The sequence below is a fragment of the Aliivibrio sp. S10_S31 genome, from assembly GCF_014694495.1.
GTDB lineage: Bacteria > Pseudomonadota > Gammaproteobacteria > Enterobacterales > Vibrionaceae > Aliivibrio > Aliivibrio fischeri.
Map to the genome: position 1 here is coordinate 274146 of NZ_JAAUWR010000001.1, position 14406 is coordinate 288551.

14 protein-coding genes and 1 riboswitch are annotated in these 14406 nt (G+C 39.2%); of the genes, 5 read left to right on the forward strand and 9 right to left on the reverse strand.

Annotated features, from left to right (window positions below):
- Positions 1-4: 4 nt before the first annotated feature.
- The 5 genes from cydA to aspS form a co-directional block, all read right to left on the reverse strand.
- Entirely contained in the window at positions 5-1591 is a 1587-nt protein-coding gene (cydA, locus tag HC728_RS01340) for a cytochrome ubiquinol oxidase subunit I (protein WP_026029308.1), read from the reverse strand.
- 381 nt (positions 1592-1972) lie between these two features.
- Positions 1973-2986 (reverse strand): Holliday junction branch migration DNA helicase RuvB, encoded by a 1014-nt coding sequence (ruvB, locus tag HC728_RS01345; protein WP_005418605.1) that lies wholly within the window; start codon positions 2984-2986, stop codon positions 1973-1975.
- A 27-nt stretch (positions 2987-3013) separates the two neighbouring features.
- Entirely contained in the window at positions 3014-3637 is a 624-nt protein-coding gene (ruvA, locus tag HC728_RS01350) for a Holliday junction branch migration protein RuvA (RefSeq protein WP_190395049.1), read from the reverse strand.
- 105 nt (positions 3638-3742) lie between these two features.
- A complete protein-coding gene (ruvC, locus tag HC728_RS01355; RefSeq protein WP_005418602.1) occupies positions 3743-4264 on the reverse strand; it encodes a crossover junction endodeoxyribonuclease RuvC in 522 nt (173 codons plus the stop codon).
- 153 nt (positions 4265-4417) lie between these two features.
- Complete coding sequence (aspS, locus tag HC728_RS01360; RefSeq protein ID WP_017019153.1) at positions 4418-6193, reverse strand: aspartate--tRNA ligase; 1776 nt, start codon at positions 6191-6193, stop codon at positions 4418-4420.
- A gap of 386 nt (positions 6194-6579) precedes the next feature.
- Between aspS and cmoA the strand changes: the two genes are divergently transcribed.
- The 5 genes from cmoA (at position 6580) to HC728_RS01385 (ending at position 11754) form a co-directional block, all read left to right on the forward strand.
- Positions 6580-7308, forward strand: a complete 729-nt coding sequence (gene cmoA, locus HC728_RS01365) for a carboxy-S-adenosyl-L-methionine synthase CmoA (protein WP_063658255.1) — start codon at positions 6580-6582, stop codon at positions 7306-7308.
- 36 nt (positions 7309-7344) lie between these two features.
- Positions 7345-8319, forward strand: a complete 975-nt coding sequence (gene cmoB, locus HC728_RS01370; protein ID WP_063651466.1) for a tRNA 5-methoxyuridine(34)/uridine 5-oxyacetic acid(34) synthase CmoB — start codon at positions 7345-7347, stop codon at positions 8317-8319.
- A gap of 79 nt (positions 8320-8398) precedes the next feature.
- Positions 8399-9169: an ATP-dependent zinc protease gene (locus tag HC728_RS01375; RefSeq protein ID WP_017019155.1), complete on the forward strand. Its 771-nt coding sequence runs from the start codon at positions 8399-8401 to the stop codon at positions 9167-9169.
- 107 nt (positions 9170-9276) lie between these two features.
- Complete coding sequence (locus tag HC728_RS01380; protein ID WP_190395050.1) at positions 9277-10785, forward strand: inactive transglutaminase family protein; 1509 nt, start codon at positions 9277-9279, stop codon at positions 10783-10785.
- A gap of 3 nt (positions 10786-10788) precedes the next feature.
- Positions 10789-11754: an alpha-L-glutamate ligase-like protein gene (locus HC728_RS01385; protein ID WP_005418593.1), complete on the forward strand. Its 966-nt coding sequence runs from the start codon at positions 10789-10791 to the stop codon at positions 11752-11754.
- Between the two features lie 105 nt (positions 11755-11859).
- Here HC728_RS01385 and moaE read toward each other — a convergent pair whose 3' ends face one another.
- The 4 genes from moaE to moaA all read right to left on the reverse strand — a co-directional run bounded on the left by moaE (position 11860) and on the right by moaA (position 14031).
- Positions 11860-12306: a molybdopterin synthase catalytic subunit MoaE gene (gene moaE, locus HC728_RS01390; protein ID WP_005418591.1), complete on the reverse strand. Its 447-nt coding sequence runs from the start codon at positions 12304-12306 to the stop codon at positions 11860-11862.
- A gap of 1 nt (position 12307) precedes the next feature.
- Positions 12308-12553, reverse strand: a complete 246-nt coding sequence (gene moaD / locus HC728_RS01395) for a molybdopterin synthase sulfur carrier subunit (RefSeq protein WP_005418589.1) — start codon at positions 12551-12553, stop codon at positions 12308-12310.
- Entirely contained in the window at positions 12550-13029 is a 480-nt protein-coding gene (gene moaC, locus HC728_RS01400; protein WP_005418586.1) for a cyclic pyranopterin monophosphate synthase MoaC, read from the reverse strand. Before moaC ends, moaD begins: the two co-directional genes overlap by 4 nt.
- 12 nt (positions 13030-13041) lie before the next feature.
- The gene (moaA, locus tag HC728_RS01405; protein WP_017019157.1) at positions 13042-14031 is read right to left on the reverse strand and encodes a GTP 3',8-cyclase MoaA; all 990 of its coding nucleotides are present in this window, start codon (positions 14029-14031) and stop codon (positions 13042-13044) included.
- Positions 14020-14168: riboswitch (molybdenum cofactor riboswitch) on the reverse strand. (Overlaps the previous gene by 12 nt.)
- Between the last annotated feature and the right edge of the window lie 238 nt (positions 14169-14406).

A 14406-nucleotide genomic window follows, 5' to 3' on the forward strand; every position in this document is an offset into this window, starting at 1 on the left:
GTTTTTATGCTTCTACTTGGCGAGTTAATTTCGCTTCTGAATCTTGACCATTTTGCTCAAAGTGGTAGCGGCCTGTTTTCAAGCTACTTGGACCTTTACGAGCAAATTTCACCATTAGGTAAACTTCAGCAATCAAGAAAATCGTGTACAAGCCAATAATTGCAGCCATTGAAATTAGAATTTCAGTTGCTGTTAATGCCGATGCCGCTACGTTTACAGGTAAGATCTCACCAACAGCCCATGGTTGACGACCATATTCTGCTACGAACCAACCTGCTTCAATCGCAATCCATGGTAATGGCATGCCAAATAGTGCAGCTTTAAGTAACCAAGGCTTCGCTTCGATTTTTTGACGACATGTTTGAACAAATGCAAAAGCAAAGATACCAAGCATTAATACGCCACAAGCTACCATGATTCGGAATGAGAAGAACAATGGCCATACTGTTGGGATTGAATCATCCGCAGCCGCTTTAATTTGGTCTTCTGTTGCATCAACTACGTTATCTGTATAACGCTTAAGAAGTAAGCCATAACCTAAGTCATGTTTTACATCATCAAATGCAGCAATGTTTTCAGGTGTTTTCTCACCATTACGTAATTTCTCAAGTAGACCGTACGCAACCATACCGTTTCGAATACGAAGTTCATGTTGGTCTTTAAGATCACGTAAGCCAGTCACTTGCTTATCTAAAGAACGAGTCGCAATAATACCCATTACATATGGGATCTTAATTGCATAATCTGTTTCCATAGATTCTTGATTTGGTAAACCAATCACAGTAAACGCAGCAGGCGCTTCTTCTGTATGCCATTCAGCTTCGATAGCAGCAAGTTTAACTTGTTGTACTTCACCTAGCTCATAGCCAGACTCATCACCAAGAACCATTACAGATAGGATTGACGCCATACCAAAAGAAGCAGCAATTGCGAATGAACGACGTGCAAATGCAATATCACGGCCTTTTAGTAGGTAGTAAGAACTGATACCTAGTACGAACATTGCGCCACATGTGTAACCTGATGCTACTGTGTGAACAAATTTAACTTGTGCTACTGGGTTTAGTACAACTTCAGCGAAGCTCACCATTTCCATACGCATTGTTTCAAAGTTAAATTCCGCACCTACTGGGTTTTGCATCCAGCCATTAGCTACTAGAATCCAAAGTGCTGAGAAGTTTGAACCTAAAGCAACTAACCAAGTTACTGCAAGGTGTTGACGTTTAGATAAACGATCCCAACCAAAGAAGAATAAACCAACAAAAGTAGATTCTAAGAAGAAAGCCATTAGTGCTTCGATGGCAAGAGGAGCCCCGAAAATATCACCAACGTAGTGTGAATAGTAAGACCAGTTAGTACCAAACTGGAATTCCATTGTTAAACCAGTTGCTACACCTAGTGCAAAGTTAATACCGAACAATTTACCCCAGAACTTTGTCATGTCCTTGTAGATTTGTTTGTCGGTCATTACATATAAAGACTCCATAATAGCCAATAAAAAGGCCATACCTAGAGTCAGAGGAACGAATAGGAAGTGATACATCGCTGTCATTGCAAATTGCAGACGCGATAACTCCACTACATCAGTGATCATGAGAACTCCTTTGTGTCAGGCTGAATGACACAGTACTTCCATACTTTTAAGTGAGCGTAAACACTTTATTTATGTAGTCTTAATATTCATTAGCGTATTAATAACCACAAAGTGTTACATAAATGTGTAAATCAGGTTAATTTAATGTTAAGTTAACTCTAATATAGAACCCGCTAATATTAATAGGAAACAAGATTTCTTTCAAAAGGTTTGTCTCAAAATTGTAAGTTAATTACATTTATTTTTTAGTAAGTGTTCATTTTTCACACTTTCAATAATCCATATACGAAAAAACGAGTGATTTTGATCACTCGCTTTCAATTAACTCAGCTTAAAATATTAATAGACTGTGTAAATATATTAATACTGTAACGAAATCTATTTATCAGGCTTATCAATTCCAAAATGTAGATACGCTCTATCAGATACAATTCGTCCTCTAGGCGTTCTTTGCAGATAACCTTGCTGAATGAGATAAGGTTCAATAACATCTTCAATGGTATCACGCTCTTCACCAATGGCTGCTGCAATATTATCTAAACCAACAGGCCCACCATCAAACTTTTCCATAATAGCTAACAATAGCTTTCTGTCCATGTAATCAAAACCACGAACGTCTACATCGAGCATATTAAGCGCTTTATCAGCAATCTCAGATGAAATGTTCCCGTCACTCATGACTTCAGCATAGTCACGAACACGACGTAATAAACGGTTGGCAATACGTGGAGTACCGCGTGCACGACGAGCCACTTCTAATGCACCTTCAGATTCCATGGATAAATTCAAACAATCTGCGCTGCGTTGAACTATGTGCTGAAGATCTTCGACTTTGTAATATTCTAAACGTTGCACAATACCAAAACGATCACGAAGCGGTGATGTTAATGATCCAGCCCTTGTCGTTGCACCAATTAAAGTAAACGGAGGTAAATCTATCTTTATTGAACGAGCTGCAGGGCCTTCACCTATCATGATATCAAGTTGATAATCTTCCATCGCAGGATAAAGCACTTCTTCAACCATAGGGCTTAAGCGATGAATTTCATCAATAAATAAAATATCGTTTTCTTCTAAATTCGTCAGTAATGCAGCTAAGTCCCCTGCTTTTTCAAGAACAGGTCCTGATGTGGTCCTTATATTTACGCCCATTTCATTAGCTACAATATTGGCTAATGTTGTCTTACCTAAACCTGGAGGACCAAAAATAAGTAGATGATCCAGTGCTTCTTCACGCATTTGTGCAGCTTTAATGAAAATCTCCATTTGGCCTCGAACATGGTCTTGGCCTTGATAATCATCTAACTTTTTAGGACGGATGGCTCTATCAATCACATCCTCTTCACGAAAAGTTGGGTTATCTGCTGCAATTAAACGATCAGCTTCAATCATAATAAGTACTCAACAATTAGAAGATGATTAAATCATCGACTTTAATGATTCACGGATCAATACTTCGCTGGTCATGTCCGGCTTAGCAATTTGAGAAACAGTTTTAGATGCTTGCTGAGGTTTATAACCTAATGCAATTAATGCACTAACCGCTTCATCCACAGCACTTTGTGGAGATGTGATAAATTCTGAACCATCATCCATTGGCGCTGCATCGGTCACTGGCGTAAACAGATCACCCGCTCCCCATCCTTTTAATCTATCTTTCATTTCAACAACAAGTCTTTCCGCTGTCTTTTTACCAACACCCGGTAACTTAACTAAAGTTGAGATATCTTCACGTTCAACACTTTGCACAAATTGCGCTGCTGTCATTCCTGATAGAATAGCTAAGCCCAGCTTAGGACCAACACCATTTGCTTTAATTACTTCACGAAACAACGCTCGTTCATTTTTAGTATTAAAACCATATAGTAGCTGTGCATCTTCACGTACAACATAATGAGTATAAATAATGGCTTCCGAACCCACTTCTGGTAATTCATAAAAACAGCTCATTGGCATCTGTACTTCATAGCCAATACCACTCACTTCAATTAATAATTCTGGTGGTTGTTTTTCTAATAAATTTCCGCGAAGACGTCCAATCACAATAGATACTCTTTAAAATAAATAATAAGTTAAGATAGTAATAAAGAACTGGATAGATATCCAGTAAAAGAAATGAGAATTTATAACAAGCAACACTGGTGCTCTTTATCTATAACGCCCACGACGTGCTCCCGTTGCTTTACCAGCTAACGCAATTAATGTTTTATTGGTATTGGCATGACAAATGGCTGCGCCTAATGCATCAGCAGCATCGGCTTGTGGTTTAGCCGGCAGTTTCAACATACTCATGACCATATGTTGGACTTGAGATTTATCAGCACCACCCGTTCCTGTTACTGCTTGCTTAATTAAACGAGCTGCATATTCGTAAACGGGTAAGTCTGCATTCACCGCGGCGACAATTGCACTGCCTCTTGCTTGGCCAAGCTTTAATGCTGAGTCAGCATTTTTCGACATAAATACTTGTTCAATCGCAAACACATCAGGTTGGAATTGCGTGATGATTTCAGAAACTCCCGCATAAATTTGCTTTAATCGACCAGGTAGTTCTTTTTCAGACATACGAATACAACCACTGCCAAGATATTGCAGATGACGGCCATTTTGGCGAATAACACCATATCCAGTAATACGCGAGCCGGGATCAATCCCTAAAATGATAGACATATAAAAACCACTGATTATTTATACATATATATTAGCTAGATATCACTTCAAACTCAAGGTATTAGTAATAAAGAGCAGTCTCACTTTACATAGTATAGATACAAAAATGCCCGCATAAATACGGGCATTTTTTTACAAAGAATTAAACGCTAATTATGCGTCTTTTTTCTCGGCAAATTTAACTGCAATCGCCAATTCTTCTAAAGAAGCAGGGTTTGCTAGGCTTGGAGCGTCTGTAAGTAGACATGCTGCAGCCGTTGTTTTAGGGAACGCGATAACATCACGGATGTTTTCTGTACCACAAAGTAGCATTGCTAGACGGTCAAGACCAAAAGCAAGACCTGCGTGTGGTGGCGTGCCGTATTTTAGAGCTTCAAGTAAGAAACCAAATTTCTCTTGTTGTTCTTGAGCTTCAATACCTAGGATACCAAATACCGCTGTTTGCATTTCTGCATTATGGATACGTACAGAACCACCACCAACTTCGTAGCCGTTAATTACCATATCGTATGCATCAGAGTTCGCTGCAGCAGGGTTTGCTTGTAGCTCTTCAGCGGAAACACCTAAAGGAGATGTGAATGGGTGGTGCATTGCATGCAAGTTACCTTCACCGTCTTCTTCAAACATTGGGAAATCAACAACCCATAATGGAGCCCATGCAGATGTATCTGTTAGCTCAAGATCAGTACCTAACTTAAGACGTAGTGCGCCCATCGCTTCCGATACGATACCTGCTTTATCTGCACCAAATAGGATGATATCGCCAGTTTCAGCTTGAGTACGTTCAAGAATTGCGTTGACTACTTCTTCATTTAAGAACTTAGCAACAGGAGATTGAACACCTTCAAAGCCTGCAGCACGATCGTTCACTTTCATCCAAGCTAAACCTTTCGCACCGTAGATACCTACAAAGTTACCGTACTCATCGATTTGCTTACGAGATAATGAAGCGCCACCAGGTACACGGATAACGGCTACACGACCTTTTTCATCATTTGCAGGACCTGAGAACACTTTGAAGTCTACATCTTTAACAAGATCAGCAACGTCAACAAGTTCAAGCGGGTTACGTAGATCTGGTTTATCAGAACCAAAACGACGCATTGCTTCAGAGAATGGCATTACAGGGAATTGACCAAGTTCAACATCTAGAAGCTCTTTCCACATATCGTGAACAAGACGCTCAGTCACATTACGAACTTCTTGAGAAGTCATGAATGAGGTTTCGATATCGATTTGAGTAAATTCAGGTTGACGGTCAGCACGTAAATCTTCATCACGGAAACATTTTACGATTTGGTAGTAACGGTCAAAACCAGACATCATTAGCAATTGTTTAAATAGCTGTGGTGATTGTGGTAAAGCGTAGAAGCTACCTTTATGAACACGGCTTGGTACTAAGTAATCACGAGCACCTTCTGGTGTTGCTTTCGTTAATACTGGCGTTTCGATATCTAAGAATAAGTTTTCATCTAAGAAACGACGAACGAAGCTTGATGCACGAGCACGTAACTTGATACGGTCACTCATTTCTGGACGACGTAAATCAATGTAACGATACTTCAGACGTTGCTCTTCTGAGTTAGTTTGGTTGAAGTCTAATGGAAGCGCCGCAGAACGGTTGATGATCTCAAGGCCTGTAGCCAAAAGTTCTACTTCACCAGTAGCCATATCTTTATTTACTTGGCTATCAGGACGAACACGAACTTCACCAGTAAATTTGATACAGAATTCATTACGCAGTTGACTTGCAACCTCAAATACGTCTTTCATATCTGGGTCAACAACTACCTGAACGATACCTTCACGATCTCGCATATCAATAAAGATAAGACCGCCTAAATCACGGCGACGGTTTACCCAGCCGCAAAGTTCTACAGTTTGCCCTGCAAGGGACTTGTTCAGGTTACCACAGTAATGGGTGCGCATGATGATTTTCCCAATCTAATATACATGTTCAATAGTAAATGCAGCGAAAAAGGAGTGCTGCATTTTTCATAATTCTATTCACGCTTGCCTAAATGACGTATTTACCAGCCAATCTGCTGAATTAATATACAAAACGCAAAAATATGCCGATATTATAAAGGAAAAATAACGTATACCCAAGTAACTTCAAGTCTGTTACCTATCTGAAAAACTTCCCTTTCAATTTTCATTGCCCTAAAGACATTAACTCAAGAATTCACTACAATAGCGCCATCATAAGCTGGAGTGCTATGAATCATGCCGTTCTAGGTAAGTAGAATTCAATATTTACCTAGAGTTGTATGAGTTTCGTATGGATGTCATAACCAAGCCTTAGTGAGAATCCCATGGCTAACCCTGATACTATTTTTTCTACACCAATCGACAAAATTGGTGATTTCACATTTGATGAACGCGTTGCTGAAGTATTCCCTGACATGATCCAACGATCCATTCCAGGCTACAGCAATATTATCTCAGCCATCGGTATGCTGGCCGAACGCTATGCTAAACCACATTCAAATGTTTATGATTTAGGTTGTTCACTTGGAGCGGCAACGCTTTCAATGCGCCGAAGTATCGATCAAGAAGGTTGCCAAATTATTGGAGTGGATAATTCATCCGCTATGGTCGAGCGTTGTCGCTTACTTGTTAATGCTTACCGCTCAGATACACCAGTAACGATTCTAGAAGCAGATATACGTGACGTTGATATTCAAGATGCTTCTGTTGTTGTTTTGAACTTCACATTGCAATTTTTAGCGCCTGCAGACCGTCACGCATTACTTGAAAAAATTTATGCTGGCTTGCGTCCTGGCGGCATTTTGATTTTATCCGAGAAATACATTTTTGAAGATGAAAATGCTAACGAATTACTGATTGACCTACATCATGACTTTAAACGTGCAAATGGCTACAGCGAACTAGAAATAAGTCAAAAACGCAGTGCTATTGAAAACGTGATGCTACCTGACACAATTGATGTGCACAAAAAGCGCTTTAATGAGATTGGCTTTAAAAGCTCTGAAGTATGGTTCCAATGTTTTAACTTCGGTTCAATGTTTGCCATCAAATAACCCTGTTTTGTTATCACCAACTATATAAAGATATTTATGTTTAATTTTGCTAATTTTTATCAACTAATTGCCCAAGATACCGTTCTTCAACCTTGGTTAAATACATTGCCACAGCAACTAACCGACTGGCAGAATGCAGAACATGGTGATATTGAGCGTTGGATAAAAGCGTTGAAAAAAATCCCTGAAGGATGCGCTGATAATATCGACTTAAAATCATCAGTAACGCTATCAAATAACACCCCATTAATTGATGGCGAACGCAAAAAATTAGAAAACTTATTACAAACCTTCCATCCATGGAGAAAAGGCCCATTTACGGTTCATGACATTCATATTGATACTGAATGGCGCTCAGATTGGAAATGGGATCGTTTGCTACCTCACATTACGCCACTAAAAAATCGTTCAGTTTTAGATGTTGGCTGCGGTAACGGATATCATATGTGGCGCATGCTTGGTGAAGAAGCACGTTTGTGTGTGGGTATTGACCCATCACATTTGTTTTTAATCCAGTTTGAAGCTATTCGCAAACTAATGGGGAATGACCAACGTGCTCACCTATTACCGTTAGGAATTGAGCAACTTCCTGAATTGAACGCTTTTGACACCGTATTTAGCATGGGTGTGTTATATCACCGCCGTTCTCCACTTGATCATCTAATTCAACTAAAAAACCAATTAGTTGCTGGTGGTGAATTGGTACTAGAAACATTAGTTATTGATGGCGACGAAAACGCAGTATTAATGCCTGTTGATCGCTACGCTCAAATGCGCAATGTATACTTCTTCCCATCAGCTAGAGCACTAAAAGTATGGTTAGAGAGTGTTGGATTTGTCGATGTAAAAATAGTAGATGAATGTGTAACAACAACAGGCGAGCAACGCTCTACTGAATGGATGAAACATAATTCTTTACCTGAATACTTAGACCCAAATGATTCAACAAAAACCATTGAAGGTCACCCAGCACCAAAACGTGCGATTTTAATAGCAAAGAAACCTGACTAAACTTTAACATTTGAGGGCTATTCGCTCTCATTTATTATCGTTATTATGCACATGTTAATTTAACTCAACGGAACATAAAATGATCCAACGAATTCTACCACTGGTTGCAGTTTTAAGCCTTTCTGGCTGTGCTCTTACACAACAGACTCAACCTTTAGCTTCAGACAATTCAGAAACCGTCGCTGCAATTAAATCAATGGAAACCAATCTAAACACTCGTTTGGATAATATGGAAACAAAAATTGAGACTCAAAACGAGTATATTTCTACATTAGAAAAAGAGCTATCTAATGTTTCTGAAGAACTATCTATTGTCCGTTCCGAACAAACAAAAATTCAAAACAGCATTAGAGTCGCTACATCTAAGAAAAAACGTCTTGCTCCACTCCCTATTTCTATGCAATCTCAAGCTTTAAAAGACACTATTGTGCTTGGTGCGATTGAAAACGTTGAAATCGCCGATATTAAACAAGCATTCACAGCTCGTATTGATACTGGTGCAACCACTTCTTCTCTAAACGCAGTTGATCTACAAGAGTTTGAGCGCAACGGTAGCCAATGGGTTCGATTCCATCTAGTAAACCAAGACGTTAAAGCTGATGATGGAAAACTTGAGTGGATTACTGCTCCTGTTATCCGTAACGTAAAAATTCGTCAAGCAACGGCAGAAGATGCTGAACGCCGCCCTGTTGTCGAATTATGGATAAAACTTGGCGCAATCCACGAAAAAGTACAGTTTACCCTTGCAGATCGATCTCACATGACTCATTCTGTTTTATTAGGTCGTGAGTTTATTCAAGATATCGCTGTTGTCGATGTCAGCAAAGAATTCGTTCAGAGCAAAAAATAACTCTACATCAAATAAGCGGTAATTTATTCAATATCTTAGTAGCATAAATTACCGCATGAATTACAATTATAATTATCTTCCACTTTTGCCATTACAATGAGGACGTTATGCCATCAAGAGTGCCTTTTTATTTTCTTATCTCGCTATTAATTGTTGCTGGACTTACATTGAGTTGGCTTCGCCATGACTCATATGGTGTGCCTTGGACTCCAGGAGAAAGAAGCCAAGTATGGGATGTTGAAGCCCGTATTCAATTTGATGCAGTAAATAAACCTGTTAAGGTTTCTATGGCTGCTCCACAAACTCAAACTGGTTTTACTATTGTCGATGAAAGTGCTTCATCACCAGGCTATGGTATTGCTTACCTAACAACAGAACATGGACGTCGCGCTGAATGGACAATTCGTCAAGCCGATGGACCTCAAACTCTGTATTACAAAACTCAAATTTTAGTGGATCCTCAAGCTAGCGCAACGATTGAGCCACCTAAAACTGACAAACCAGAAGCGGTAACATTTGAAGGACCACATGAAGCTGCTGCGATTTCATTATTAGAGCAAGCTCGACTACGTTCTTCTGATGACATCACCTTAACTCGTGAACTTATTAAGCAATTTAACGACAACGATAACCAAAATGCATCGTTGCTTCTAAATGACTTAACTAAAGTACAAGCAATTTCAAAACTACTTAGCTTTGAGAACATCCATAATAAAGTGGTTGGTACTCTTTGGTTAGAAGATGGTCGCCGCCGCCAATCAGTTCAACATATGATTGAAGTATGGAATGGTGAGCATTGGAAACTATTTAACCCAGAGACAGGTGAACAAGGTCAACCATCAAATCTACTTCTTTGGGATGAAACGAATGTTTCATTGTTGGATGTTGTTGGTGGTAAAAACAGTCAAATTCATTTCTCAATGATTGCACAGGAAATTTCTCCTGCTACAGCTACAGATAAAAAAGTAGATGCAGATAATTTATTAAACTTTTCAATTCACAGTCTTCCATTAGAAGAGCAATCGATGTTTAAAACCATCATGTTGATTCCTATTGGGGCTTTGATTGTTGTTTTCTTAAGAATCATTATTGGTTTAAAAACATCTGGTACTTTCATGCCAGTTCTAATTGCTGTTGCATTCGTACAAACACAATTAGTAACAGGTATTGTAGGTTTCTTGCTGATTGTTGGTACTGGTTTAATTATCCGAAGTTACTTATCAAAACTTAACTTACTCTTAGTTGCCAGGATCTCAGCCGTTATCATCACGGTTATTATGATCATTTCTCTGTTTACTATCGTTGCATTCAAGATTGGATTAACAGCGGGTCTAAGTATCACGTTCTTCCCAATGATCATTCTATCTTGGACTGTTGAACGTATGTCTATCCTTTGGGAAGAAGAAGGTTGGAAAGAAGTTGCTACACAAGGTGGTGGTTCATTACTAACTGCGGTAATTATTTATATCGCAATGACAAACCCATTTGTACAGCATCTTACATTTAACTTCATTGGTATACAGCTAATTGTCTTAGCACTTATTCTAATGCTAGGTAACTACACAGGTTACCGACTAAGTGAGCTTCGTCGCTTTAAGCCATTAGCGGAGGACTAACCTATGTTTAGTAGATTTACTTCTCCGTCAAAACTAAAAGCAAAAGGCATCATGGGTATGAACCAACGTAACGGCAGCTATATTGGCCGTTACAACGACAGAAGCAAATACCCATTGGTTGATGACAAATTAAAAACCAAGATCATCGCCGAAAAAGCAGGAGCAACTGTTCCAAAGCTAATTGGTGTGATCGATAGTCAAGCTGAAGTGAAAAATATTCATAACATCGTTAAAGACTGGCCTGGCTTTGTTATTAAACCAGCTCAAGGAAGCGGTGGTAAGGGTATACTTGTTGTAACATCACACAAAGATGGCGTTTATACTAAACCATCTGGTGCTGAAGCTTCAAAACAAGATGTTGAACGCCATATTACCAATACCCTCGCTGGTCTTTTCTCATTGGGTGGTAAGAATGACGTTGCGGTTATCGAGAACTTAATTCAATTTGATGACGTTTTTGATGGATTCAGTTATGAAGGTGTACCTGATGTACGAATTATCGTATTTAAAGGCTACCCTGTTATGGCTATGATGCGTTTATCAACATCAGACTCCGATGGTAAAGCTAACCTACACCAAGGGGCTGTGGGTGTTGGTATAGATATTGGTACAGGTAAAGCAGTACGCGCAGTACAGTTTGATTTACCAGTAGAAACGCACCCTGATACAGGTAAGCTACTCAGTACACTTGAAGTACCTCATTGGGAAAAGTTACTAACGCTGGCATCAAGTGCTTGGGAAATGACGGGCTTAGGCTATATGGGGACTGATATGGTTCTTGATAAAGAATATGGTCCTATGGTTCTAGAGCTGAATGCTCGTCCAGGCCTTGCGATTCAAATTGCAAACGGTACGGGTTTATTACCTAGACTGAAGCATATTGAAAGCTTAGAAGAAACCGTTCCTTACCCTACCCCAGAAGCTCGTGTAGCCTACGCTATGGAGCAGTTTGGTATTTATAACAAATAATATATAGCCCTACTTGTTTGTAGGGTCTATAACATTAAAAAAGGGAAGAAAGCTGATGCTGTCTTCCCTTTTTCTTTATACCGATATAATTCAGTTCTTATACGTCTATTTTTCCCAACGCTCTGCAGCTGTTTTATCTGTATCTCGAGATTCAACCCAACGCACTTCTTTTGTAGTTCGCTCTTTTTTCCAGAACGGAGCATTGGTTTTCAAGTAATCCATAATGAATTCACAAGAATCAAACGCAGCCCCACGGTGAGCACTTGATACACCCACAAAGACAATTTGATCGCCAAGTTCTAAGTCACCTACTCTATGAATCACCTTCACTTTAAGTAGAGGCCAACGCTCTTTCGCTTGTGCAACGATATCGTTAAGAGACTTCTCGGTCATTCCTGGGTAATGTTCTAAAGATAGACCTGTAACATCATCACCTAGGTTCATATCACGAACTTTACCAATGAAAGTAACCACAGCACCAGCAGCCGTACCTTCTGCTAGTAATTGATATTCATCACCAACGTTAAAATCATGCTCTTGAACAGAAATCATATTAACCACCTGTTACTGGTGGGAAAAAAGCAACTTCATCACCATCAGAAACAGTAGAATCTAAGCTTGAAATCGTTTGATTAATTGCAACAAGCAACTTACCTTTTTCTAATGCTAAATCCCACTTATCGCCCTTTTGGCTTAATTCTTGACGAATGGCTTCTGCCGTTGCATATTCACCAGATAGTTCCAGTTTATCAGTGCCAACTAACTCTTTTGTTTGCGCGAAAAATAATACTGTAATCATGCGTCTGCCTTAAAGTGTCCAGATTTACCACCCGTCTTTTCTAATAGACGAACTTGACCAATAACCATATCTTTTTGGACCGCTTTACACATATCATAAATGGTTAATGCCGCAACGGATGCTGCTGTTAACGCTTCCATTTCAACACCGGTTTTACCCGCTAACTTACATACAGACTCAATTCGAACCATGTTTTCCGCTTCAATCGCTTCAAGTTGAACTTCAACTTTAGAAAGTAATAAAGGATGACAAAGCGGAATTAAATCCCATGTTTTTTTGGCCGCTTGAATACCAGCAATACGTGCTGTAGCGAAAACATCGCCTTTATGGTGAGAGCCTGAAACGATAAGCTCTAACGTTTCTGGAGCCATATGAACAAAAGCTTCTGCACGAGCTTCACGAACGGTTTCTTGTTTCGCAGAAACATCAACCATGTTTGCCTCACCAGAGGCATTAATATGAGTAAAATTTGACATAATTCTTCTTTATTATCCGCCAATTGAGGCTAAATGAGGGGTCATTCCTGCGTGGCCATCATGTAAAAAATGGCCTTCAGCTTTGTTATCTAGCTGAGTTTGAATTCGTTGGATTAATTCATCTTGTTGAGAATCTTGCTGTAATAAATCACGAAGATCCACACCATAATCACCAAATAAGCACATATGTAATTTGCCTTTTGCCGATACACGAAGTCGGTTACAACTCTGACAAAAATCTTTTTCATACGGCATGATAAGTCCTATTTCGCCCACGTAATCAGGATGAATAAATACCTGAGCAGGGCCATCACTTTCGCCACGAGCTTTTAATAACCAACCATTGGCAATAAGATGATTTCGAATAGACACGCCAGATTGATGATGATTTTTAAATAGATCATTCATCTCACCCGTTTGCATTAATTCAATAAAACGCAATTGAATCGGGCGAGTTTGAATCCACTTTAAAAATAAAGGAAGTTCGGTGCTATTGAGATCTTTTAATAATACGGTATTTACTTTGACTTGTTTAAAACCAACTTCAAGCGCTTTATCAATACCAGCCATCACCTCAGCAAATTTATTTTCGCCAGTGATCTGATAAAACATATGTGGATTTAAACTATCAACACTCACATTAATATCGGTTAACCCTGCTTCTCTCCATTCTGCAACATGCTTTTCCATACGATAACCGTTGGTAGTAGTTGCAACCTTAGTAATACCAGGCTGAGAGGCAACAGTACGAATAATATCAGTGAAATCTTTGCGAAGACTTGGTTCTCCCCCTGTAATACGTACTTTAGACGTACCACAACGAGCAAACGCACTAACAGTACGTTCGATTTCATCAAGTTCAAGGAAGGACTCACGCTTTCCCTTTTCTGGCTTATAACCATCAGGTAAGCAATAAGTACATTTAAAGTTACAGACGTCTGTAACTGACAATCGTAAGTAATAGAACTTACGATCAAAATTATCTGCGAATTGTTGCGCCACGGAACACCTTTCCAAACACGGGAGGCTTGTTCATTTCCAAACAAACCCTTGTGACCGAATTGTCACTGGCTCACGCTACATATTGAGTGCTTCTTAAAAAACAACTTAGCAGCTTGAGCTCGGAGTTATGGCAACCATACTGACTTTTCAGTTTGGTGCTCTTATTAAAATACTCAATATTCATCTGTTTTTCCAATTTTTTTGCTATTACAGACGTTTTTAGCTCATATTTATGACTAACTATCTATAAAGTGGTAACGATTCGATAATAAATACCAAGGTAATCTGTGATAACTTCATCATTTCACCAATACTGACTTGTCCTGATTTTCATTATCGAGCACACTTTAATAACTATCACTACATAATTAAGTA

What these genes read in the sequence shown, in the direction of transcription:
- HC728_RS01375 (WP_017019155.1), top strand. Translation starts at nt 8,399, where the DNA reads ATGATCCAACGAATTCTACCACTGGTTGCAGTTTTAAGCCTTTCTGGC.
- moaE (WP_005418591.1), bottom strand. Translation starts at nt 12,306, where the DNA reads ATGATTTCTGTTCAAGAGCATGATTTTAACGTTGGTGATGAATATCAA.
- aspS (WP_017019153.1), bottom strand. Translation starts at nt 6,193, where the DNA reads ATGCGCACCCATTACTGTGGTAACCTGAACAAGTCCCTTGCAGGGCAA.
- ruvC (WP_005418602.1), bottom strand. Translation starts at nt 4,264, where the DNA reads ATGTCTATCATTTTAGGGATTGATCCCGGCTCGCGTATTACTGGATAT.
- ruvB (WP_005418605.1), bottom strand. Translation starts at nt 2,986, where the DNA reads ATGATTGAAGCTGATCGTTTAATTGCAGCAGATAACCCAACTTTTCGT.
- moaD (WP_005418589.1), bottom strand. Translation starts at nt 12,553, where the DNA reads ATGATTACAGTATTATTTTTCGCGCAAACAAAAGAGTTAGTTGGCACT.
- cmoB (WP_063651466.1), top strand. Translation starts at nt 7,345, where the DNA reads ATGTTTAATTTTGCTAATTTTTATCAACTAATTGCCCAAGATACCGTT.
- moaC (WP_005418586.1), bottom strand. Translation starts at nt 13,029, where the DNA reads ATGTCAAATTTTACTCATATTAATGCCTCTGGTGAGGCAAACATGGTT.
- HC728_RS01380 (WP_190395050.1), top strand. Translation starts at nt 9,277, where the DNA reads ATGCCATCAAGAGTGCCTTTTTATTTTCTTATCTCGCTATTAATTGTT.
- HC728_RS01385 (WP_005418593.1), top strand. Translation starts at nt 10,789, where the DNA reads ATGTTTAGTAGATTTACTTCTCCGTCAAAACTAAAAGCAAAAGGCATC.
- cmoA (WP_063658255.1), top strand. Translation starts at nt 6,580, where the DNA reads ATGGCTAACCCTGATACTATTTTTTCTACACCAATCGACAAAATTGGT.